General features: G+C 46.0%; 23 protein-coding genes and 1 pseudogene. 21 read left to right on the top strand and 3 right to left on the bottom strand.

Annotated features, from left to right (window positions below):
• The first annotated feature begins 3 nt into the window (after positions 1–3).
• From H8S54_RS10025 to H8S54_RS19355, 17 genes and pseudogenes are all read left to right on the top strand, one after another.
• A complete protein-coding gene (locus H8S54_RS10025) occupies positions 4–2,274 on the top strand; it encodes a phage tail protein (protein ID WP_186901432.1) in 2,271 nt (756 codons plus the stop codon).
• Between the two features lie 16 nt (positions 2,275–2,290).
• A complete protein-coding gene (locus H8S54_RS10020; protein ID WP_147344782.1) occupies positions 2,291–2,521 on the top strand; it encodes a hypothetical protein in 231 nt (76 codons plus the stop codon).
• A gap of 2 nt (positions 2,522–2,523) precedes the next feature.
• Entirely contained in the window at positions 2,524–2,820 is a 297-nt protein-coding gene (locus tag H8S54_RS10015) for a hypothetical protein (protein ID WP_118588774.1), read from the top strand.
• Between the two features lie 28 nt (positions 2,821–2,848).
• A complete protein-coding gene (locus H8S54_RS10010; protein ID WP_186901431.1) occupies positions 2,849–3,910 on the top strand; it encodes a BppU family phage baseplate upper protein in 1,062 nt (353 codons plus the stop codon).
• A gap of 90 nt (positions 3,911–4,000) precedes the next feature.
• A complete protein-coding gene (locus H8S54_RS10005) occupies positions 4,001–4,432 on the top strand; it encodes an alanine-zipper protein (protein WP_055287276.1) in 432 nt (143 codons plus the stop codon).
• Positions 4,433–4,435: 3 nt separating this feature from the next.
• A complete protein-coding gene (locus tag H8S54_RS10000) occupies positions 4,436–5,731 on the top strand; it encodes a hypothetical protein (protein ID WP_186901430.1) in 1,296 nt (431 codons plus the stop codon).
• Between the two features lie 364 nt (positions 5,732–6,095).
• A complete protein-coding gene (locus H8S54_RS09995) occupies positions 6,096–7,481 on the top strand; it encodes an RNA-directed DNA polymerase (RefSeq protein ID WP_186901429.1) in 1,386 nt (461 codons plus the stop codon).
• A 13-nt stretch (positions 7,482–7,494) separates the two neighbouring features.
• Positions 7,495–7,716 carry a hypothetical protein gene (locus H8S54_RS09990; RefSeq protein WP_055287281.1) on the top strand — a complete coding sequence of 74 codons (222 nt, stop codon included), beginning with the start codon at positions 7,495–7,497 and terminating at the stop codon, positions 7,714–7,716.
• A 1-nt stretch (position 7,717) separates the two neighbouring features.
• The gene (locus H8S54_RS09985) at positions 7,718–7,870 is read left to right on the top strand and encodes an XkdX family protein (RefSeq protein ID WP_082426029.1); all 153 of its coding nucleotides are present in this window, start codon (positions 7,718–7,720) and stop codon (positions 7,868–7,870) included.
• Entirely contained in the window at positions 7,867–8,112 is a 246-nt protein-coding gene (locus H8S54_RS09980) for a hypothetical protein (RefSeq protein WP_101874790.1), read from the top strand. The genes H8S54_RS09985 and H8S54_RS09980 overlap by 4 nt, the downstream gene beginning before the upstream one ends.
• Complete coding sequence (locus H8S54_RS09975) at positions 8,102–8,407, top strand: hypothetical protein (RefSeq protein ID WP_055287287.1); 306 nt, start codon at positions 8,102–8,104, stop codon at positions 8,405–8,407. Before H8S54_RS09980 ends, H8S54_RS09975 begins: the two co-directional genes overlap by 11 nt.
• Positions 8,408–8,458: 51 nt before the next feature.
• Positions 8,459–8,812: a hypothetical protein gene (locus H8S54_RS09970; protein ID WP_226972216.1), complete on the top strand. Its 354-nt coding sequence runs from the start codon at positions 8,459–8,461 to the stop codon at positions 8,810–8,812.
• The gene (locus H8S54_RS09965) at positions 8,809–9,183 is read left to right on the top strand and encodes a hypothetical protein (RefSeq protein ID WP_101874791.1); all 375 of its coding nucleotides are present in this window, start codon (positions 8,809–8,811) and stop codon (positions 9,181–9,183) included. The genes H8S54_RS09970 and H8S54_RS09965 overlap by 4 nt, the downstream gene beginning before the upstream one ends.
• Entirely contained in the window at positions 9,167–9,532 is a 366-nt protein-coding gene (locus H8S54_RS09960; RefSeq protein WP_055287292.1) for a hypothetical protein, read from the top strand. The genes H8S54_RS09965 and H8S54_RS09960 overlap by 17 nt, the downstream gene beginning before the upstream one ends.
• The gene (locus tag H8S54_RS09955) at positions 9,529–10,335 is read left to right on the top strand and encodes an SH3 domain-containing protein (RefSeq protein WP_186901428.1); all 807 of its coding nucleotides are present in this window, start codon (positions 9,529–9,531) and stop codon (positions 10,333–10,335) included. Before H8S54_RS09960 ends, H8S54_RS09955 begins: the two co-directional genes overlap by 4 nt.
• An 11-nt stretch (positions 10,336–10,346) precedes the next feature.
• Entirely contained in the window at positions 10,347–11,027 is a 681-nt protein-coding gene (locus H8S54_RS09950; protein ID WP_186901427.1) for a hypothetical protein, read from the top strand.
• Between the two features lie 190 nt (positions 11,028–11,217).
• Positions 11,218–11,388: pseudogene (locus H8S54_RS19355) on the top strand (virulence-associated E family protein); the annotation flags it as partial.
• A gap of 117 nt (positions 11,389–11,505) precedes the next feature.
• Here the strand turns inward: H8S54_RS19355 and H8S54_RS18470 are convergent.
• A complete protein-coding gene (locus H8S54_RS18470) occupies positions 11,506–11,637 on the bottom strand; it encodes a hypothetical protein (protein WP_279288576.1) in 132 nt (43 codons plus the stop codon).
• 134 nt (positions 11,638–11,771) lie between these two features.
• On the opposite strand from H8S54_RS18470, the gene H8S54_RS09945 reads away from it, so the two are divergent.
• Together H8S54_RS09945 and H8S54_RS09940 are read left to right on the top strand one after the other, a co-directional pair.
• Positions 11,772–12,137 carry a response regulator gene (locus H8S54_RS09945; protein ID WP_186901426.1) on the top strand — a complete coding sequence of 122 codons (366 nt, stop codon included), beginning with the start codon at positions 11,772–11,774 and terminating at the stop codon, positions 12,135–12,137.
• A gap of 33 nt (positions 12,138–12,170) precedes the next feature.
• Positions 12,171–14,240 carry a PQQ-binding-like beta-propeller repeat protein gene (locus H8S54_RS09940; RefSeq protein ID WP_021925222.1) on the top strand — a complete coding sequence of 690 codons (2,070 nt, stop codon included), beginning with the start codon at positions 12,171–12,173 and terminating at the stop codon, positions 14,238–14,240.
• A 101-nt stretch (positions 14,241–14,341) separates the two neighbouring features.
• Here H8S54_RS09940 and H8S54_RS09935 read toward each other — a convergent pair whose 3' ends face one another.
• Both H8S54_RS09935 and H8S54_RS09930 read right to left on the bottom strand, forming a co-directional pair.
• Positions 14,342–15,721 (bottom strand): aldehyde dehydrogenase, encoded by a 1,380-nt coding sequence (locus H8S54_RS09935; protein ID WP_186901425.1) that lies wholly within the window; start codon positions 15,719–15,721, stop codon positions 14,342–14,344.
• A 79-nt stretch (positions 15,722–15,800) separates the two neighbouring features.
• Entirely contained in the window at positions 15,801–17,021 is a 1,221-nt protein-coding gene (locus H8S54_RS09930; RefSeq protein WP_186901424.1) for an iron-containing alcohol dehydrogenase, read from the bottom strand.
• A 274-nt stretch (positions 17,022–17,295) separates the two neighbouring features.
• Here H8S54_RS09930 and H8S54_RS09925 point away from each other — a divergent pair, with 274 nt between their 5' ends.
• Together H8S54_RS09925 and greA are read left to right on the top strand one after the other, a co-directional pair.
• The gene (locus H8S54_RS09925; protein ID WP_186901423.1) at positions 17,296–20,190 is read left to right on the top strand and encodes a translation factor GTPase family protein; all 2,895 of its coding nucleotides are present in this window, start codon (positions 17,296–17,298) and stop codon (positions 20,188–20,190) included.
• Positions 20,191–20,240: 50 nt separating this feature from the next.
• Positions 20,241–20,741 carry a transcription elongation factor GreA gene (greA, locus tag H8S54_RS09920; RefSeq protein ID WP_021925218.1) on the top strand — a complete coding sequence of 167 codons (501 nt, stop codon included), beginning with the start codon at positions 20,241–20,243 and terminating at the stop codon, positions 20,739–20,741.
• The last annotated feature ends 128 nt before the right edge of the window (positions 20,742–20,869 follow it).

Genomic DNA, 20,869 nt, shown 5'->3' with positions numbered 1-20,869 from the left:
GCATTGCAGATTTTTAACGACAAAAAGAAAAGAATCGGAACATTGTCCGGATTCAAGGACAGGGAAATCACCACGACACTGGATTCCGGAGACAAAGAGTTGTCGTTCAGTTATCCAACAACGGGAGCATTGGTTGACCTGCTAAAAGAAGAATATTATATACGCACCAAAACGGACGAATATGTCATCAAAGCGGTTGAAAAGGGAGAGCAGTTCAACAAATACACAGCAGTCCTCAATGTCGAGGAGTTGGAGGGAACGCCGTTCCCGTATGGTTTTGAATCACAGGAGCAGACAATCAAGGCGTGTCTTGAGTTTGCGTTCGAGGGTACGGGATGGCATGTCGGAACATGCACCGTCACAAAGAAAAGAACCATCGACGAGCAGGAAAGCGTCACGGCATGGGATGTCCTGCAAAAGTGCCTCACGACATATTGTTGCGAGTGCATCATCCACTCTCTGACAAAAACAATCGACATATATGACCGGATAGGGAGTGACAAAGGTTGCTATTTCATGGAGGGGTTGAACCTCCGGAAAATATCATTGAAGTCGGACACATACGATTTTTACACAAGAATCTATCCGATAGGCAAAGACGGCATCACACCGGAATGGTTGACCGGAAAAGATTACATCGACAATTTTCAGTACAGTTCCAAAATCAAGGCGTATGTTTGGAAAGACGAAAGATATACCAATACCACAAGTCTGATTGAGGATGCGACAGCAAAGATTGAGGAAATGTCAAGACCGTACAAGGCATACACCGCAGAGGTGGTCGACCTTGCGAAAGCGTCAGAGGAATACAAAGACATTCTCTCATACGGAATCGGAGACACGGTCACACTTGTGTCAAAGAAAACGAGGACGAGGGAAAAGCAGAGGATTGTCAAAATCACAGAATATCCGGAATCGCCGGAAAAGAACACGGTTGAGATTTCCAATGCGAGAAAGACATTCGCAGAGATTCAGAAAGAGGAGACGGCAGCAGCCACGGAGGAGGCGGTCTCCATCTCAAACAGGGCGACAAAGAAAGTCCTTGAGAGTTATTCGACCACGGAGGAAATAGAAACCAAAATCACGGCATCAAAAGAGGCTATTGAGGAGGGCGTTTCCTATAAACTGAAAAATTATTATACGTCGGTCGAGATGGATTCGTTGATAAAAGCGACAAAGGATGAAATCTCACAAGAGGTCAAACATGTGGAGGAAAATTCGATGCACAACTATGTTGTGAACGGAGATTTTTCAAACGGGTTTGATGATAATTGGTACAACAATGACGAGACAAACAACTCCGTGATGGATGTGTCCGGTTTGGGTACGGTTGCAAAAATACTGAAAACATCCTCAAGCAGTTCCTATATACGGCAGAATTTAGGGAAAATACCTGCGGGAACATATCGTGTGAGATATAAGGCAGCAACAGCAGCAGGGTACGAAAGCACGGCAAGGGTGCAGGTGGGGGCGTTGGGAAGTTATTCAACGACATCCTCCGGAATGTTAAAGAGCAAAGAGTTCACGACGATTGAACGTGAAATCACGGTATCAGAGGGAACGAAATATATTTACATTTACGCATACACACAGAACGCACCCGTGTATATCACGGATATTGAGGTATTAGGACTGTATTCATTGTATGCGGATGCAAAGATTCAAGTGACTGCGGAGGAAATAACCTCCGAGGTCAACAAAAAAGTGAACAGCGATGATTTCGGAACACTAATCACACAGAACGCATACAATGTCCGAATTGCATTTAATAAAGGCAGTTCGTACATGCAGTTTGATTCGACCGCAATCACAATGTACACCGGAACGATTACGGATAACCAAAAAAGAACACGATTTGACTACAACGGAACTCATTTCTATCGTGACGGATATTATGTCGGAAAAATCGGAACGAACACGATGAAAGACAACGACAGTCAGAGAGGACTTGTTTTTGATATTGAGTACAACACTGCGTATATGTCATGGTCAAATAAAGAATCGCAGAATGCAGATGTGTACACGATGAAATGGTCGTACTGCACACAGCAGTGTGGAAATTACGAGGCGAACATGCTACATGCAGGGGCAGACATCAACATGCATTTCTTCACATTAAGGAATGTAAGTTTTGAGGATGGCTCAATAAGTGGAACGCTAACATTCAAACAACCTTTAGAAGTAGGCAGCGACGGGAAACTGGCAAAGTGGTCAACGGCGACGCTTGAGTTCAAAAGAGGAATATTAGTGTCCGGAACATGGAGCAATGGATAAAACAGGAGGAAAAGAAATGCAGATGAATGACGAAAATATTCAGACAGAGGAAGTCAAACGAGCAGCAGAACCGGAGTATAAAATTCCGGAAGATGCTACCGACAACTCAAGACCAAACGAAACAGCAGAGGTTGTGACCAGGGAATCAGCAGAGGAGACAAACACAGAACTCTTGCAGAGTATTGACAAGAAACTTGACATGCTGCTTGCAGCACAAACAGCGACACAGGCAGCAAAGGAGGAATAATCATGAATACACCGATTGCAGTAAGAATTGAATGTGCAAAGGGAGAAATCCTCAACGCTATGGAGACGATACAGAAAAGACATGCGTTGCCTCCCTGCATCATGGACGGCGTGTTGTCGTCCGTACTGGCAGAGGTGAGGAGTGAGGCAAAGATTGAACTCATAAACTCAACAAATGCGATGATGGCATCAAAGGACGAGGAACTCGAAAAGGCAAAGAAAGCAGCAAAGAGAGTTTTGAAAACAGAACCGGACAAGGAGCAGCCGGAGCAGGATGCACCGGAGAATCCGGAAAAATAAGAAGTAAACACCGAGAGGAGGTGAGAGCATGGCAGCATTGACGAAACTGACAACGAACATCAATCTTGAAATGTCCGGAGACACTAAAAGATATTTAGTATCTGCAAAGCAGGGAGACAAGGCAACACGATTCATCGTCGCAAGACTGCTCAACAACGGTGAACCGTACACAATCCCGACGGGTGCGAGAGCGGTCATCAACATCGCAAAGCCGGACGGAAAGCATGTGTATAACACATGTTCATATTCCGGTTCGGATGTGACAGTCGAATTGACAAATCAAGCACTTGCAGCCTCCGGAACGGCGTATTGCGACATTGAAATCCGGACAAGCGATGATTCACAGGTTATCACATCCGCATCATTCACAATGGAGATTGAACCGTCACAGAGGAATGAAAATGCTATCTTGTCAGCGAATGAGTTCACAGACCTTGAGAACCGGATTGCAGGACACATCAAGAATATTGATGACACGGATGCAGCAGTCAAGAAAGCAGAATCCGAAAGAGTGGTCGCAGAGAATGCGAGAGTGAAAGCGGAAAAGGCAAGGGTGACGGCAGAAAATAAGCGACAGGAAAATGAGAACACCCGCATCCAACAGGAGCAGCAGAGGCAGCAGGACACCTCACAGGCGGTCAAGAATACGAATGAGGCAACAGATGCATCCAAAAAGGCGACAACAGCCTGCAAAGAGGTTACAGAGCGGGCAGAGGATGCATTGCAGAATCAAGAGCAACTTGAGGCGACATTGAACACGGCGACACAGATTCGACAGGATGTGTCACAGATGCAGACAGCAGTTGCAGAGGCAAAGAAACAGGTCGAGCAGGACAAAAAGGATATTGATGACACGATTCAAAATTCACTGCTTGCATCAGCAGAGAAAATCCTTGAGAGTGTGCAGGACTATTTCAACCGTGCCGAGGCTTTATATTCGAGTATGTATCTTGATTGTGACGGCGAAACACCGTATCTGCGAACAGTGACACCGATTTTCATTGATGGAGCAACACCACAGGTCAGAAATGCGAATGAGGGTGTTGATTTTGACGGAGGAACGCCGACCTCCCGACAATTAGCAGTATAATTCCACGATACTGGAAACAGACGGCGAAACGAACACAAAGGAGTGATTGTGTGATATATTCCATAATCACGGAGCAAAGGAGGTTGAACAATGGCAGCAATCAGACCATGCACCGGAACAACGGCAGACTGGAAAGCGGTTGAGGACACTCTGATTCTCAAGGAAAGAGAAATCGGAGTTGAACTTGATGCATCCGGTCATTATCAAATCAGACAGGGAGATGGTAAAAAGAAATTCTTTGACCTGCCGATTATCGTCAACAATGCCCGTTATGAGGAAATACTGACATTGACACAGGGATATATGAACACCGTGAACAATTTCAGTAAGAACATGACAGAGGCGACGAACAGTGCAAACGGTGCAGCAGCAACGGCAAACAATGCAGCGTCGACAGCGAGTGCAGCAGCAAAAGCGTGTCAAGGCATTGTGAACGGTCTCAACACTATGGTTGACACCGTCACAAAGAAATCATGTGTCCTCACGGTTGAGGATGGAATTTTGACGATAAGGGAGGCGTAAAAAATGGCAAGTGGAGACTTGATTGTAAAAGTAGCAGACAAAGACACACTCGACCGCACATATGCGAATACAAACGCTATACTGGCAGCAGTCGGGGAAGATGTAAGAATAAAGGGTGTAAAGCGTTACGGAATGAAAATCAACAAAAATGACAGCAATCCGGCGACACGATGCACATATCTTTTCGATGCGGTGGGAATGACACCCGCTGCGATGAATTATTCTGCCGGACGGTTCGATTTTGGAGACTGGGGAAACGTCTTTTTTGTAAAGAACAATTATCCGGCAATGGTCAAATATGACGGTACAGAAGATTATAAACTCGACCCGAACGACCACACAAAGAAAGCAGACGGAAAAACGGCATCCGATGTCTCAAACACGGCATACGGAGGAAATGCAATGAGTGTATTCGATGGCAGCGGTGACAAGGGCAAGATTTGGCTCTCACAGTTTGAAGTCGGAAACTATGAGTACATGATTATTTCAAACGTCCAGTACGATGAATCATACAACGATGACGCATATGTCAGAGAGGACGGTTCACATGCGGACAAACTCTATTTCCCGATGTTTGGCGGTTCGTATGATGGAACACGCATCCGCTCACTTGCAAGACAGGCACTCATGTATAACACAAACGCATCAACAGAAATTGCAAGAGCAAAGGCAAACGGTGCGGGATGGAATATCGGCTCATGGAGCAAACGAAACCTGTTGAATTGTATGCTCAAGATTATGTCAAAGACAGACAATTCACAGACTGCATTCGGACAGGGTCAGACATCCGGATATGTGAACGACGCATCACAGAATTACGGGCATCTTGCAACCGGAACACTCAAGGACAAAGGACAGTTTTTCGGATATAACGACACAACACATGAGGTCAAAGTGTTCTACATGGAAAAACCGTGGGGCAACCGCTGGGATAGAATCAACGGTCTGTTGATGGTAGGCGGTGAAATCCTTGCAAAGATGACACCACCGTACAATCTGACAGGAAAGGACTTTGAAAAGGTCGGAATCACATTCACATCATCCGGCAACGGTTATCAGAAAGGAACAAAGTCAAGCAGATTCGGACGCATTGTCAACTCAATAGGTGGCAGCAGTAGCACATACACATGTGATTATTTTTGGTGGAACGCCGGAATTACTGCGGTCGCCCTTGTCGGCGGTGGCTGTAACGCTGGCGAGTACTGCGGTGCGGATTCCTTGAGTTTGAGCAATTCTGCGGGCGTTGCGTACTGGAACTTCGGTGCGTCCGTTTTCTTAGAACAGCCTATCGCTGCGTAAGCAGCAGGGGGAGGAACGGAGGGGGAACGCCTCCGCTATTCCCGCCGTTAGGCGGTGTGGTCGTTTTTAGAAAAATGAATATAGGGATATAGGGTGCGGTGTCGGGCGGTGTTCCTGCTCCCTGCGGTCGCCCTTGTCGGCGGTAACTGTAACAATGGCGAGAACTGCGGTGCGGATTACTTGAATTTGAACAATTCTGCGGGCAATGCGAACTGGAACATCGGTGCGTCCAATTTCTTCTCATATCGGAGCGTTTAATCAAATGCAGCCTATATCCCACGCCACAAGGCGAAAATCATTCCGGATATAGGGTCGGTTGAGTAAGCATAAGCACAAAAACCGATAGGAGATAAGAAAATACTATATGAGAAGTTACAACAACCTATATGAACCAATGTTGCAAGACGACTACATAAAACAGTGTTTTATAAATGCATCCAAAAAGAAAAAGAACAGGAATGATGTGCGGGAGGTATTAGAGAACCTCGATGAACACACAGAACTCTTGAAAAAGATGTTGACAGAGGAGTTGTTCATTCCGGACTATCACAAACCGAGCATCATCAACGAGAGCAGCAGCAAGAAAACACGCCGTATATTAAAACCACATTACAAATATGAGCAGGTCATTCACCATTGTGCAATAGGTCAGTTCAAACCGATTGTGATGAATGGATTGTATGAATTTTCATGCGGGAGCATTCCGGACAGGGGTGTTCATTACGGAAAGAAGTACATGAGAAAATGGCTTGATTCCTACGACGGAAAGAAATTCTTTGTTCTCAAGATGGATGTTCACCATTTCTTTGAATCCATAAACCGGAGAATCCTCAAAAGGAAACTCAAAGAGGTAATTCGAGATAAACGGTTTTATAGATTACTCTGCATACTGATTGAACATGACAAAATAGCACTCGTTGCAAAGATTTTGACGGATGCAGGCGTTGAGATAGATGCAGAGCAGACGAAAACGCTTGTCGGATGCATAGCATTTGACGACATCTCCGGAGCGTTGGAGATATTGCAGGAAATCGGCATCACAGGAGCGATGTTCGATGAACTGAAAGAAATTATTGAGGAGATGCGAAAAGGCGTTCCGTTGGGATATTTCACATCACAATGGTTCGGCAATTTTTACTTGAAAGCACTCGACCATTACATCAAGGAGGAACTCCATGCAGAGCATTACATGCGATATATGGACGACATGGTGATACTGGGAAAGAGCAAAAAGAAACTGCACAAAATACATGCAGCAATCGAAACATATCTGAATGACAATCTCGACCTTGAAATAAAAGGCGATTGGCAGGTGTTTAGATTTGAATATCCGGTATTTGATAAAGGCGGGAATCCGGTACTCGATAAAGACGGAAAGCAGGTCACAAAGGGTCGTATGCTTGATTTTATGGGATTTCAATTTCACCATGACCGGACAACCATCCGGAAATCAAACATTGAGGCTGCGAGACGTAAGGCAAACCATATCTCAAAGCAGGATAAAATCTCATGGTATAACGCATCGGTGATGTTGTCATATATGGGATTGTTCAAACACACGGACACATACAACTATTACATTGATTACATCAAACCAAAAATCAACGTCAAGAAACTCAAGAGGATAGTTTCAAAGCATAGCAGAAAGGAGAATGAACATGACAGACTGGAAAAAGGTGACAGGAACACAGCCGGACAAGCCGGAGGAGGTCGACAGGACATCGTCGCCGTCAACGGTTTACCTGCGTAAGAACATCGAACAGGTGACAAGAGAGGTTGAGGGCAGCGACGGAAAGATGCAGACAGTGACCGAATGGCAGTACGACGAGAAAGAAATGACAGTCAAGGAATATGAGAACATGGCACTCATGAAGTCAGTCGTTGAGGAGAACACATCCGGAATCGTCGAATCAGTGACACAGTTTCAGAAAGATGCGGTCATTGACGAATACACACAGCAGTTGATTGAGGAGGGGTTGATTTAGTATGAAAATGCTTGTTGAAAGTCTCAAAAGAATGTACAAAAAAGGCACTCTCACAAAGGAACAGATTTCCGAGCGTGTCGCAAAGGGCAGTATTTCAGCGGATGAATATGAATATATCACAGGAGAAAAATTCTCCGGCGGTGATACAGAATGAGTCCGCTTGAAATAATATCACGATTGTGCGATGTGACGGAAAATCTATCGGCAATCGTGAAAAAACAGCAAACAATCATTGAACAGTCGAAAATCGAGGAGGCGGTCAGAGCGGAACTCCGGCAAGAGGTAGAGGAGACAGACAGGGAGATGGATGTTCTCGAATATCACATGCGGAAATACTGCGACACCGACGACATCGAGGCGACAGAGTTCGGAAAGGAGAACGCCGTTGACGATTGAGGTTTCCTTGCTAATCTCCGGAGTGTCGGTTGCATTCGCAATCTTTTTCGGAATCTGCTCAAAGCAGAGGAACGACAAAAAAGACACACAGGAAGAAACGGAGAGACGAGCAGAAAATGACACAATGGTGGTTGTGAAACTTGAGAACATCGCAGACGACATCAAGGACATCAAACGGGAATCAAGAGAGAACCGTGAGGAGATGAAACAGTTGAGAGAGCGTGTTGTCATTGTGGAACAGTCACTCAAGAGTTATCACAAGAGACTGGACGGAGAACAGCATTCCGACCGATAACAGGAGGGCAGGAAACAGGCAAGAATCAACCTCACAGAAAAGAGGCAATACATGAGAATGACAGAACAGGAACGACGCATCAGAATCCGGCATCTGAAAAGAATGTACCGGATAAGGGAGCGAAAAGAGAGACATGACAAAAAGGTGTCCGGTCTGTTCATGAAACGTGTTGTATTCACTTTGATTCTTGCAGCATTTATCTTTACAGTCGTGATGATATTTGTGTTTTTGCGGATGGGTTCAGAACCGTCGACACTGATTGAGAATGTATTCCGTTTTCTATCAGTCGAGGGCGGGGCGATGGCACTCATTAAGTCCGTGAAAACGGTCAAGGGAACAAAGTCAAACGGAGAAATACAACACAATGACGAACCGGAACAGGATGACGAGGAGGTACAAGGATGAAATACATCGTCGAGAATTGGTTTGTGATTGTGGGTCTGATTGCAGTATGTGCAGCGGGAGGATATGCAGTATATGTTTTCGTGAAAATGCCGTCAGACAAACAGTTGAACAAAGTGAGAGAATGGCTGCTCTATGCAGTCACAAAGGCAGAAAAGGAACTGGGAGGCGGTACAGGTCAAATCAAACTGCGATATGTATATGATATGTTCGTCGCACGGTTCACATGGCTTGCGAGAGTGATTTCGTTCGAGGCTTTTTCGATGATGGTCGACGAGGCACTTGAGAGAATGAAAAAGATGCTTGAGAGCAACAAAGCGATGCAGACGCTTGTGAGCGGTGAGGCAGGTGAAACGGTTGAAAAGGATATGTGATTTCGCAACCGGAAACGCACACACAATCGTGCTGATATATGCAATCGTCGCTGTCATCGTATGGGTGGCGGTAAATCTGTATTTTTGGAAAATTTCTTTTGATTTAGACAGAGAAATTCGGGAAGAAATGAGAGAATACGGGGATTGCTATTCTGACACGGACGAGGCAAAATTCGGGAAACACATAACAAGGTTGACCGGATTCATCATTTCAATTCCTGCTGCGGTGATGTGGTGGTGTACACCTCTAATCGTGGCGGGATTGATGATATATGACAAGATACAAGAAAAGAATCCGGAATTGTGCGGATTCAAAGCAGACGATTTTGACAAGGAGGAAAACAAATGATTTCAAATTGCGGACATGACGAAAACGGAAGATACTCCGGAGGAAAAGCCGGAGACCAAACAGGTACAGAGTGGCAGGTTATAAATTGGTATAGTAGACCATGGAAATGCGTTCTCCGTCACCCGAACGCAAAAGTGAGAGCGATGATTGCGAGCATGGCAAAGGCAGCAGCAGTCAATAATAAAATCGGATATTGTCAGTCTCACAGGGGTACATTTTGGACGAATCTTGCAGATTCAAATTTCGACCCCGCACAGATTACAGTTGCATGTGAGGCAGACTGTTCATCCGGTGTCGCTGCAATCGTAAAGGGTGCAGGTTACAGACTGGGGATTGACGCACTGAAAAAGGTGAGTACGGCATGTTATACCGGAAACCTGCGAGCAGCACTCAAGGCAGCAGGATTCGAGGTACTGACAGAAAACAAATATCTGACATCGGATGCGTACTTGCTTGCGGGAGATATTCTGTTGAATGATGGTGCTCACACAGCAACAAACCTCACAGACGGTGCAAAGTCATCCGGAGCGGGAGCATCCAACACAACACCAGTCAAGAGCAACACAAAGGTTGATGTTGCACACGGATTCAACAAGAGCCTTGCAGGAACATACAAGGTGACTGTATCCGGATTGAATCTCCGTGCGGGAGCAGGAACAGGAAAATCAATCCTTGCAGTGATGAATCACGACGAGAAAGTCCAGTGCTATGGATATTATAACGATTGCAACGGCGTGAAATGGTTGTATGTGGTTTATAAGAATATCGTCGGTTATGCATCAAGTAAATATTTGAGCAAATAGGAGGGATAATCATGTTATACTATTTAGGCAAAGGAACAGAGTTCAAGAAAGAGGACTGCAAAGAGTACAAGAAACTTGATGCAGCATTAAGGGCAGCAGCAAAGGACGAGAGCCTCGTTGTTTGGGATGAAACCGGAAAGGTCATCGGTTCGCTCACGGATGATGTTCCGGAGGGAGCGTTGCAGACAAATCCGGACGGCAGTGCCAACACATACGATGCGGACGGAAACAAGACCGGAACAGTAGACGCAGAGACACTCAAGGAAATGACAACGGTCAATGACGATGTGAGTGAACTTGCAACCGGAGACAATGAGCAGGAAACACCGCAGAAGAACGCAGAGGACGACGAGAACGCCTCAAATGAGGATAAGGCGACAAATCCACCGACCGAACAGGAAAACGGCGAAAACGGGGCGAATACAGAGCCGGACAAAGCGACAGAGGAGCAGCAGGAGGACAAGGTCATCATTCCGCAGGGCAAAATGAGGGTGACAGTCATTTGTGACGGTTCACTCAATATCAGACGTTCGGCAGAATGGGGCAATGACAACATCTGCGGTCGTGCTATCAGAGGACAGTCATATTATGTGAAAGAGATTCATGTTGTCGACGGAAAGAAGATGGTCAGAACAATCGGCGACCTTTACCTCTCCGGAGAATCCGAGCATGTACAGTTCGAGCAGTTGTGATATAATAAAGCAACGGGAAAACGCTTGAGAGAATATGCGTAAAAGACGGGTAACTGACAAACGGTCAAAAAATGCCGTAAAATAGGCGTTTGGAGTTATCAAAACGATAATCGACTGCTCAGACTATATCAAAATGTTTACAAACCCCGGAAAATCAAGGCTTTCCGGGGCTTTTTTTGCCCTAATCCGGCTGCACAGAGTATTGGAAAAGTTAAAACGAACCGTAGGTAGTCCTGCAAGGACAACCACTGTCAAAAACAGCATCCGAAACTGTCTGACTGTGTTTCAGAATGACCCGAAGCTGGAAGGCGCAATCCGCTACAATATTCTGACGGAGCGAATTGATATTTCTAAGCATATATGATGGCATTCTGGTTTATGATCATGAAACCGCCATGTATCATTTGGAAAATGGGCATGCTACATCTTTTAACAGATGGAAAGGAAAATGATTTGCTACATCAACTGTACCGACTTATCACTTCCTCAATTCCGGAACCAGATTGCTGTAATACGCTGTCTTACCTGACAACACATCGTCATAGAATCCCTGCTTCCAGTCAGCAATAGATTGGAGCAGGGATTCTTCTTTCTTATTTATAGTAGACAAGTCAATACATACCCCCATATGTAATTCGTGCCATTTTCCGTCGTTTCGTGCCAAACCAATTGAAAAACAGATGGATTTTTATATAATGATTTTAACAAGTGAAGGAAAAAATCAAACAGGAAAGGAGGAGATTCGTGTATTGCATTGCTGTATTGATTGATAAAGGACAAAAGGGGCAGGACTATGCAGAATATATTTTAAACTACTGCGCCGACAGAAAGATATTTCCCCTGGTTCAGATTTATCAGGATCAGGAAAAGTTTTTTGGAGAAATACAAAAAACAATACCGTCCATTGTGCTTCTGGCACTTCAGGGAGTAGCAGGGCTGAATGCTGCGGAGCATCTCCGTTCCCTGCATCCGAAATGCAAAATGATCTGGTGCAGTGATCTGGATTTTTCCCTTCATGCATTTAAACTGCGTGTGGAATATTTTTTTATGGAACCCGTGGAGGAACAGAAGCTCTGGGAAGGGCTTACGGCATGTTTCGGACGCAGGTGATTATATTTATTTTAATTCAGGAGGAAGATGATAATGAAAAAAAGAGCTATGATTATTGCAATGATGGCAGCCATGCTTACGGTTACCTCTGACTGCACGGTGAAGCTTCTCCATGCAGAGGAGACACAGACCAAGGAAGCACAAGCTGAAGACTCTCAAAGCGAAGGTACATCCCAACTTCCAATAAAAGCACTTTCCCCCAAGGTAGTGGAAGAAAATCCTTATATGGCAAAAAGTGATTCCAACATTCATCATGACTGCTACAATACCGACTCTACAGATGAGGTGCTGCCGGTGGGTATCTATTCCGAGATCAATGTTTCCTACGAGAAGGTAAACGCAAACGCATCCCCGGCCATCTTTTTTGATTCCTACGGTCACGCAGTGGTTCCATTTCTTGGTGGCCTTGCTATTCGCGATATCAATGCAGATGAGACACAGACAGTGGGATATTTTTCCCCGAAGCAGCATGACGAAGGCGGCTATGTGATTCAAAGCTCCTACTCCTTCGTAGATGAGAGTAACCGAATCGTGTGTCCAACCAGCAACAATCACGTGCTGATGTTAAAAGCAACCGACGAGGAAGGAAACGTGCTGCCGGAATTTGAGAAGGTGCTGGATATCGACATCAAGGCTGCAGCTGAAGCAGCTCTTGGAAAAACACTGGATCAGAATCTTTTATCAGTAGTATTTGACTATGACGGGAATTTATGGTTTGCCACCGGCGGCTTCCGCATTTATCCGGACAGGGAGCAGCAAGGAGCTGTTGGATACATTTCCCGCAGTGCCATTGATGCGATCTTAAACGGAGAGGAAGTGGATCTGACAGACTCTGTATTTGTATATGAACTGACTCCGGGAGAGGGCGCAGAAAATGGCATTGCATCCTCCAAGGATGGCGCTGTGATCCTGACAAACCTGAACTGCTATCTGTTCCAGGCAGATAACGGTGTGCAGAAGGTATGGAAAACTTCTTATGAGAGCGTAGGTGCCAAGGAAAGCGCAGAAGGTGATGCCACTACAGGTGGTGGTCTTGCCTGGGGCGGCGGCTGTTCCCCTTCTCTTACAAAAGACCTGGTTATGTTTACCGACAATCAGAATCCGGTAAATCTCCTTGCTGTTGATATGAAAACCGGAGAAACAGTTGCCAGCCTTCCGGTTATCGACGAGCTTCCGGAGGACAGTCAGGTATCTGTGGAAAACTCCGCAATTGTATACGACAACGGTGCAGGAACGGTGAGTACCATTGTGTGCAACTGGTTTGGTGCCGGAAGTGCTGCTCTTGGAAAAGAGGACAGCGATTCTTCCATCCAGAGCTATGCCAATATTTATGATGTAAACTGGTTAAGCCAGGGAAATAAAATGATCATGCCAGGTGTAGAACGAGTGGACACCATCAAAACTGATGACGGCTACGAAATGAAGAGTATCTGGTGCAGAAGTGATCTGTCCGATACTTCCATGCTGAAGCTTTCCACTGCCACCGGATATATTTACGGCTATGTTCAGGATCTGGAAACTGGCATGTGGCAGTATATTATGCTGGATTTTGAGACTGGCGAGACCGTATTTTCAATGGATGTTTCCAGCAAGCCTGGTTACAACAACATGGCCATCGGCATGTATGCCGGAAACAGCGGAAATGCCCTTTATTGTCCGACCGGATATCTGGAGCTGTTAAGACTTCAGGACCGTTTTGTTTACTTGCCGGAAATGCCGTACCGCAAAGTGGATCTGGATCAGGCAATGCGAAATGTGCTTGGACAGGAAACCTTTGAAGCGGATGGCGGACAGGGAAATGTTATGGGCTGGCTGAATACCGTAACTGTTGAAAATGTGCATCCGAACACCACAGTGGCGCTGCGAGTGAAAGGTCTGTCCGGCAGCGCAGATGCACTGAAGCTTTACGGTTACGGTGCAGACGGCTCCCTTCAGGAAGTGCCTGAAGACCTGTGGCATATCCAGACCGAGGAGGGAGCAATCCCAGATACCTTATCTGAGGATGTACTGTATGAAATTCACGTTTTGGTACAGGATGGCGGTACATTCGACCTTAGCGAAAATGAGAAGGAAATCAAAGTATCCGTTGTTGCAGCTCAGTAAAAAGGGTGGAACTTTTTCAGAAAGATTCTGGCACTTATTAGTCCATGATGAAATTACCGGTGCAGTGTGAGTTTTATACTCATACTGTACCGGTGTTTTTATTATTTCAGAAACAGATGAAGCAGCTTCCGGGAAATCCGCCCGTAGGGCTGATAACGTATAGGCAGATCAATCCAGGTTTTTTTATCTACAATGCTCTTATAATGGGAAAAGGTTTCAAATCCTTTTTTACCATGATAGCTTCCCATACCGCTTTCTCCGAAGCCTCCAAAGGGCAATTCACTGGTTGCAAGATGAATGACTACATCATTGATACAGCCGCCTCCGAATCCGCATTCAGAGGTGACTTTTTTTATTATAGCCTTATCCTGTGCAAAAATATAAAGTGCAAGAGGATGAGCCAGGGAATTTACTTTATGGATAACCTCATCAATGGAGGTGAAAGTAAGCACAGGAAGCACAGGCCCGAAAATTTCTTCCTGCATTATGGCATCCTCGAAGGTAACCTTGTCCATTACAGTAGGTTCGATCTGCAGTGTTTCGGGTCGTATATTTCCACCGCAGATTACCTTTGAGGAATCAATTAATCTCTGAATACGGTCAAAATGCTTTTGGTTGATGATCTTTCCGTAATTTTTGTTATCCAGAGGTGCTTTGCCAAACTGCTTGCGGATCTGTTTTCGAAGCTGTTTTAGAAATTCGTCTTTTATTTCACTGTGGCAATAAACATAGTCAGGAGCCACACAAGTCTGTCCGCAATTCAGATACTTTCCAAATACAATACGTTTGGCTGCGAGCTTTAAGTTCGCAGATTTGTCTATAATACAGGGGCTTTTGCCGCCAAGCTCCAGGGTGACAGGGGTAAGATGCTCGCTGGCATGGCGCATCACTTCTATTCCAACAGCCTGGCTTCCGGTGAAAAAGATATAGTCAAAATGCTCCTGAAGAAGACAGGCATTTTCTGCACGTCCGCCCATAACAACTGCAACATGATGCTCTGGGAAACATTCCCGGACGATTTCCCGGATGATGTTTCCAGTGGCAGGAGAGTAGGCGCTTGGCTTAAGCACGGCTGTGTTTCCTGCCGCAATTGCATCTACCAGCGGATCAAAGGTGAGAAGAAAAGGATAATTCCAGGGACTCATGATCAGGGAAACCCCATAGGGAGATGGCTTCATGTAGCTTCTGGAATGAAACTGCGCGAGAGGGGTGTGCACGGTCTTTTCTTTGGAAAGAGAGCGGATGTGCTTCAGCATGTAGGTGATCTCGCTGAGAACAAGACCGGATTCACACATGTAGCTCTCAAAGCTGCTTTTCCCAAGATCTGCCTTTAATGCAGCATCAATCTGCTCCTGATGTGCTTGGATGGAGGCCTGAAGCTTTTTCAATGCTTCAATGCGAAAATCAATATTAAGTGTAGCACCTGTATAAAAGAATTCCCGCTGCCTGCGGATGATATCCTGGATCGCTTCCTGTGTCATGGGATTTTCCTCGCATTATAAAATGTAGTATTGTTTAGAGTCCCTCTCCAGGGACGAGATCCTGTTTGAAAAAAGCGTTTTATGCTTCCGGCTGTTCTTTATCCGGCATCAGCATATAATAAAACTTCTCCAGCTCCCCGGCATCCATCAGTACCGGAACGGGATACAGAGGATTGGCTTCCTTGTCTGCATAATGAGACAATTTCGGAATGTCCTCTTCCTGGATTTCCGGAATGAAATCTCCGATGCCAAAGCGGGCTTTCATATCTTTGATGGCCTGGATAAAGCCTGCGGCAGCTTCCTCCACAGGTGTTTCCTTGTCAGCCACACCTGCTGCAACAGCTAAAGCAGCCAGTTTCTTGTGAATGGTTTTTCCGTAGGCTTCCAGCACATAAGGCAGCAGTACTGCATTGGCAAGTCCGTGAGGCACATTGTACTGTCCGCCCAGGGAATGTGCTACTGCATGTACATAGCCCACATAAGATTTGGTAAAAGCACAGCCTGCAAAGTAGGAAGCGCGGAGCATATTCCGGCGGGCTTCCTTATTAGAGCCATCTGTGTATGCGGTATCCAGATTTTCAAAAATCAGCTTTACAGCATCCAGGGCATTTTTCCTGGTGCCTGGCGTGGTGGAATTGCCGATGTATGCCTCCACTGCATGGGTAAGGGCATCCATACCAGTAGTTGCGGTGATAAAAGGCGGAAGGCTTAAGGTAACCTTAGGATCCAGAACTGCATAGCGCGGAATCAACGGAAAATCGTTGATGGCATATTTGTGTCTGGTCTGCGCATCTACAATTACGGCGGCCAGCGTGGTTTCACTTCCGGTTCCTGCTGTAGTTGGAACAGCAATCAGAAGAGGAAGCTTCTTGTGCACCTTCAGAATTCCCTTCATCTTGGCAAGGGACTGACGGGGCTTGGCGACCCTGGCACCAACTGCCTTGGCACAGTCCATACTGGAACCGCCGCCGAAGCCGATAATGGCTTTACAGTTGTTTGCATGGTAAAGCTCAAGCGCTTCTGCCACATTGTCTGTAGTAGGGTTGGCTACTGTTTTGTCATAAAGGATATAAGAAATGCCGCTGTCTGTCAACGCCTTTTCCAGACGGTCGGTAAGCCCAAGCTGATGAATGCCTGCATCTGTGATGATCAGCACATTCTCGCATTTTTTCTTTTTCAGCATATCGGGAACTTCCTTCAGGCTGCCGATGATCTTCGGGTTTCGGTAAGGCAGAAAGGGAAGTGCGAACTTAAACACATTCTGGAAAATTCTGCAGTATATTTTCTTTACTGGATTCATAATAAAATTTCTCGCTTTCTTGTACGGTTTTTATCCTGAATGAAATTATATCATGGTTTCAAATATTGTAAAGATAAAATAATTTTAATATCAAGATAAATTTGCAGGCAGATTTCTCTTATCGACTGATGGGGGATTGTGTGTTATGATAATATAAAGATAAAGAATTGCGGGAGCTGCAAAACAGCGGAGCAATTCGTAGATATCAAGTTAGGGGCAAAATACTTTTTGCCCCTAACATCCTATTAAGAACATAAAGAAAGGGGTATTTTCCATGGCAGAGACCTTTGGAAAGAATCCGGAAAAGAACTTGAGCATAGGCATTCTGGCACATGTAGATGCAGGAAAGACTACATTGTCAGAAGCACTTTTATATTTAAGCGGCAAAATCCGCAAGCTGGGAAGAGTAGACCATAAAGACGCATACCTGGACACTTCTCCTTTGGAGCGGGAACGTGGAATTACAATTTTTTCCAAGCAGGCCATCCTTGATCTTGGAGACACCAGAGTCACGCTTCTGGACACTCCGGGCCATGTGGATTTTTCCGCGGAGATGGAGCGGACCCTGCAGGTATTAGATTACGCCATTTTGGTGATCAACGGAGCAGATGGCGTGCAGGGACATACTGTAACGTTGTGGAGACTTCTGGAAAGATACCAGATTCCAACTTTTATTTTTATCAACAAAATGGATCAGGACGGAGCCGACCAGGAGGCTCTTCTGGCAGAGCTGAGGAAACGCCTGAGCGAAAACTGTCTGGACTTTGGTCCCACGGATATCAAAACAGAGATTCAAAAAGAAACAGATCCGGGCAGCCGCGCGGAGCAGAACACCAACGAAATTTTCCACACAGAAGCAGAGCACGGGGAAGAATTCTGGGAAAGCCTGGCTATGTGCGATGAGCATCTTCTGGAAAAATATCTGGAAGAGGGCGAGGTGGGCCCGGAAGAAGTCACTAGGCTGATCATTGAGCGCAAGGTTTTCCCCTGCTATTTTGGTTCTGCGCTGAAAATGGGCGGCGTGAAATATCTCATCGGCGGACTTGAGCACTATACAGCCAATCCCCTTTACCCGGAGGCCTTCGGTGCCAAGGTGTACAAGATTGCAAGGGACGAGCAGGGAAACCGCCTTTCCTATATGAAAATCACTGGCGGAACCCTGAAGGTGAAAGACCTTCTTACCACAAGCAAGGGAAATGTGGCAGCAGGGGAAGAAATCTGGGAGGAAAAAGCCGACCAGATCCGCATTTATTCCGGAGCGAAATTTGAACTGGCGAAAGAAGCAAAAGCGGGAACTGTTTGTGCCGTCACAGGTCTTACCCACACATTTCCGGGCCAGGGACTTGGAATCACGGAAAATTCCAACATGCCTGTTCTGGAGCCTGTACTGAACTACCGGATCCTGCTCCCGGAAGGCTGCGATGTGCACCAGATGCTGAAGAAATTAAAGGAACTGGAAGAGGAGGATCCCCAGCTTCATATTGTATGGGATGAGCAGTTAGGAGAAATCCATGCCATGCTCATGGGAGATGTGCAGATCGAGATTCTGAAACGGCTGATCTGGGAAAGGTTCCATGTAGCAGTAGACTTCGGCACCGGAAACATTGTATATAAGGAAACAATTGCTGCGCCTGTGGAGGGCGTGGGACATTTTGAGCCTTTGCGCCACTATGCGGAGGTACATTTGCTTCTGGAGCCAGGTGAGCCGGGAAGCGGCCTGCAGTTTTTCACGGCGTGCAGCGAGGATGTTCTGGACCGCAACTGGCAGCGGCTGATTCTCACCCATCTGGAGGAAAAGGAACACAGAGGCGTGCTTACCGGAGCGCCTATCACGGATATGCAGATTACACTGCTCACCGGGCGCGCCCATCAGAAGCATACAGAGGGCGGTGATTTCCGACAGGCAACCTACCGCGCTATCCGCCAGGGCTTGAAAAAAGCCACAAGCGTTTTGTTAGAGCCATACTATGAATTTCGCCTGGAAATTCCGGTGGACACAGTAGGTCGTGCCATGACGGATATCCAGAAAATGCAGGGAACCCTTCTGCCCCCGGAAACGGAGGACATGACTGCAATTTTGAAGGGAAAAGCACCGGTTTCTGCTATGCGTGATTACCAGAAGGAAGTGGTTTCCTATACAAGAGGCCTGGGAAGGCTGTTCTGCAGCCTGAAAGGCTATGAGCCCTGTAAAAATCAGGAAGAGATTGTGGAACAGATTGGCTATGATTCTGAGCGTGACCTGGACAATCCCACTGGTTCTGTATTTTGTGCCCATGGCGCCGGATTTGTGGTGCCATGGTATCAGGTGGAAGAGTATATGCATCTGGACACAGGGATTTCCGAGGAGTTTGATGATCTAAGCGCAGAGGAAGACTGGCAGAGCACAGAAAGCGGAGAAGAAAATGCAGCATACGGCGGTGCCGGCAGCCAATCGGGAAATCAGGCCCGCGGTGCCAGCCAGACTTCAGGAAAATCCGGCTACCAGCCACCAAAGTCCGCTTATCGCGGCAGCTATGAAGACGATAAGGAACTTCAGGCAATTTTCGAGCGAACCTTCGGTCCTGTAAAAAGAGACAGAATGTCTTCCTATAAAAAAGTAGTAACTGCGCCATCCTCTCCATCCACCAGCTCCTACCGGAAAAAGGACAAAGAAGAATACCTTCTGGTGGACGGCTACAACATTATTTTTGCATGGCCGGAACTGAAGGAACTGGCAGATGCGGATGTCCGTGCGGCGCAGACCAAGCTGATGGACATTCTCAGCAATTATCAGGGATACAAAAAATGCACGCTGATTCTTGTTTTTGACGCATACAAAGTGGAAGGCCACCAGGAAGAGGTTCTGACCTATCACAACATTCATGTGGTTTATACCAAAGAAGCAGAGACCGCAGATCAGTATATTGAGAAAACGGTCCACAAGATCGGCAGACAGCATCAGGTGACAGTAGCTACCTCTGATGGCCTGGAACAGATTATAATTATGGGACAGGGGGCAAACCGAATTTCTGCAAGAGGCCTGAAAGAGGAAATTGAGGAAACAAGGAAGCAGCTTCGCCAGGAGTGGCATCAGCGCCGCCAGTCAAGCCATACGTACCTGTTTGATCATGCAGATGAAGAAACAGCAAAGCTGATGGAGGAAGTCCGTCTTGGAAAGAAAAAACTGTAAGCGGTTTACTGACAATTTGAAAATGATGAGATAAAGGAGATGTATCAAAAATGAGAGAGAAGCTTACCCGCAAGGATGTTGAGAAAATTGAGCAGGAAATTGAGCATCGCAAGCTGGTAATCCGTAAGGAAGCCATTGAAGCTGTGAAGGAAGCTCGTGCGCAGGGTGATTTAAGTGAGAATTTTGAGTATTATGCTGCCAAACGTCATAAAAATCAAAACGAAAGCCGCATCCGCTATCTGGAAAATATGCTGAAAACTGCTACGATCGTATCAGATAAATCTAGCAGCGATGAGGTTGGAATGGATGACATTGTAGAGGTTTATTTCGAGGAGGATGACGAGATTGATAAATACAAGCTGGTTACATCCATCAGGGGAAACTCCATGGAGAACCGGATCAGCATTGATTCCCCCATCGGCATGGCATTAAAAGGCCACAAGGTAGGCGACCGCGTGGAAGTAAAAGTAAATGATAATTACAGCTACTTCCTGGAAATCCGCTCCATTGACAAAACCCACTCTGAGGAGGAAGAGATAAGAGGATTTTAAAAGACCTTTACCGGATAAAATGCTGCATTCAGTTGTTTTCCAGGCTCACCAGCCGCATTTACAGTAATTTTACATTGGAGCCAATGTGATTTAACAAAGATTTGGTAGTAAAAACCAGGGAAATGTAA

Source organism: Blautia segnis (assembly GCF_014287535.1).
GTDB classification, from domain to species: Bacteria; Bacillota; Clostridia; order Lachnospirales; family Lachnospiraceae; genus Blautia_A; species Blautia_A acetigignens.
This window is presented reverse-complemented; position numbering and strand designations above follow the sequence as displayed.

Excerpts from the sequence above, each read along its gene's own strand:
- H8S54_RS09950 (WP_186901427.1), top strand. The coding sequence starts at position 10,347 with ATGTTATACTATTTAGGCAAAGGAACAGAGTTCAAGAAAGAGGACTGC.
- H8S54_RS10000 (WP_186901430.1), top strand. The coding sequence starts at position 4,436 with ATGGCAAGTGGAGACTTGATTGTAAAAGTAGCAGACAAAGACACACTC.
- H8S54_RS09965 (WP_101874791.1), top strand. The coding sequence starts at position 8,809 with ATGAAATACATCGTCGAGAATTGGTTTGTGATTGTGGGTCTGATTGCA.
- H8S54_RS10010 (WP_186901431.1), top strand. The coding sequence starts at position 2,849 with ATGGCAGCATTGACGAAACTGACAACGAACATCAATCTTGAAATGTCC.
- H8S54_RS09970 (WP_226972216.1), top strand. The coding sequence starts at position 8,459 with ATGAGAATGACAGAACAGGAACGACGCATCAGAATCCGGCATCTGAAA.
- H8S54_RS10020 (WP_147344782.1), top strand. The coding sequence starts at position 2,291 with ATGCAGATGAATGACGAAAATATTCAGACAGAGGAAGTCAAACGAGCA.
- H8S54_RS09930 (WP_186901424.1), bottom strand. The coding sequence starts at position 17,021 with ATGAATCCAGTAAAGAAAATATACTGCAGAATTTTCCAGAATGTGTTT.
- H8S54_RS09935 (WP_186901425.1), bottom strand. The coding sequence starts at position 15,721 with ATGACACAGGAAGCGATCCAGGATATCATCCGCAGGCAGCGGGAATTC.
- H8S54_RS09985 (WP_082426029.1), top strand. The coding sequence starts at position 7,718 with ATGAAAATGCTTGTTGAAAGTCTCAAAAGAATGTACAAAAAAGGCACT.
- H8S54_RS10005 (WP_055287276.1), top strand. The coding sequence starts at position 4,001 with ATGGCAGCAATCAGACCATGCACCGGAACAACGGCAGACTGGAAAGCG.
- H8S54_RS10015 (WP_118588774.1), top strand. The coding sequence starts at position 2,524 with ATGAATACACCGATTGCAGTAAGAATTGAATGTGCAAAGGGAGAAATC.
- H8S54_RS09980 (WP_101874790.1), top strand. The coding sequence starts at position 7,867 with ATGAGTCCGCTTGAAATAATATCACGATTGTGCGATGTGACGGAAAAT.
- H8S54_RS09940 (WP_021925222.1), top strand. The coding sequence starts at position 12,171 with ATGAAAAAAAGAGCTATGATTATTGCAATGATGGCAGCCATGCTTACG.
- H8S54_RS09925 (WP_186901423.1), top strand. The coding sequence starts at position 17,296 with ATGGCAGAGACCTTTGGAAAGAATCCGGAAAAGAACTTGAGCATAGGC.
- H8S54_RS09955 (WP_186901428.1), top strand. The coding sequence starts at position 9,529 with ATGATTTCAAATTGCGGACATGACGAAAACGGAAGATACTCCGGAGGA.
- greA (WP_021925218.1), top strand. The coding sequence starts at position 20,241 with ATGAGAGAGAAGCTTACCCGCAAGGATGTTGAGAAAATTGAGCAGGAA.
- H8S54_RS09995 (WP_186901429.1), top strand. The coding sequence starts at position 6,096 with ATGAGAAGTTACAACAACCTATATGAACCAATGTTGCAAGACGACTAC.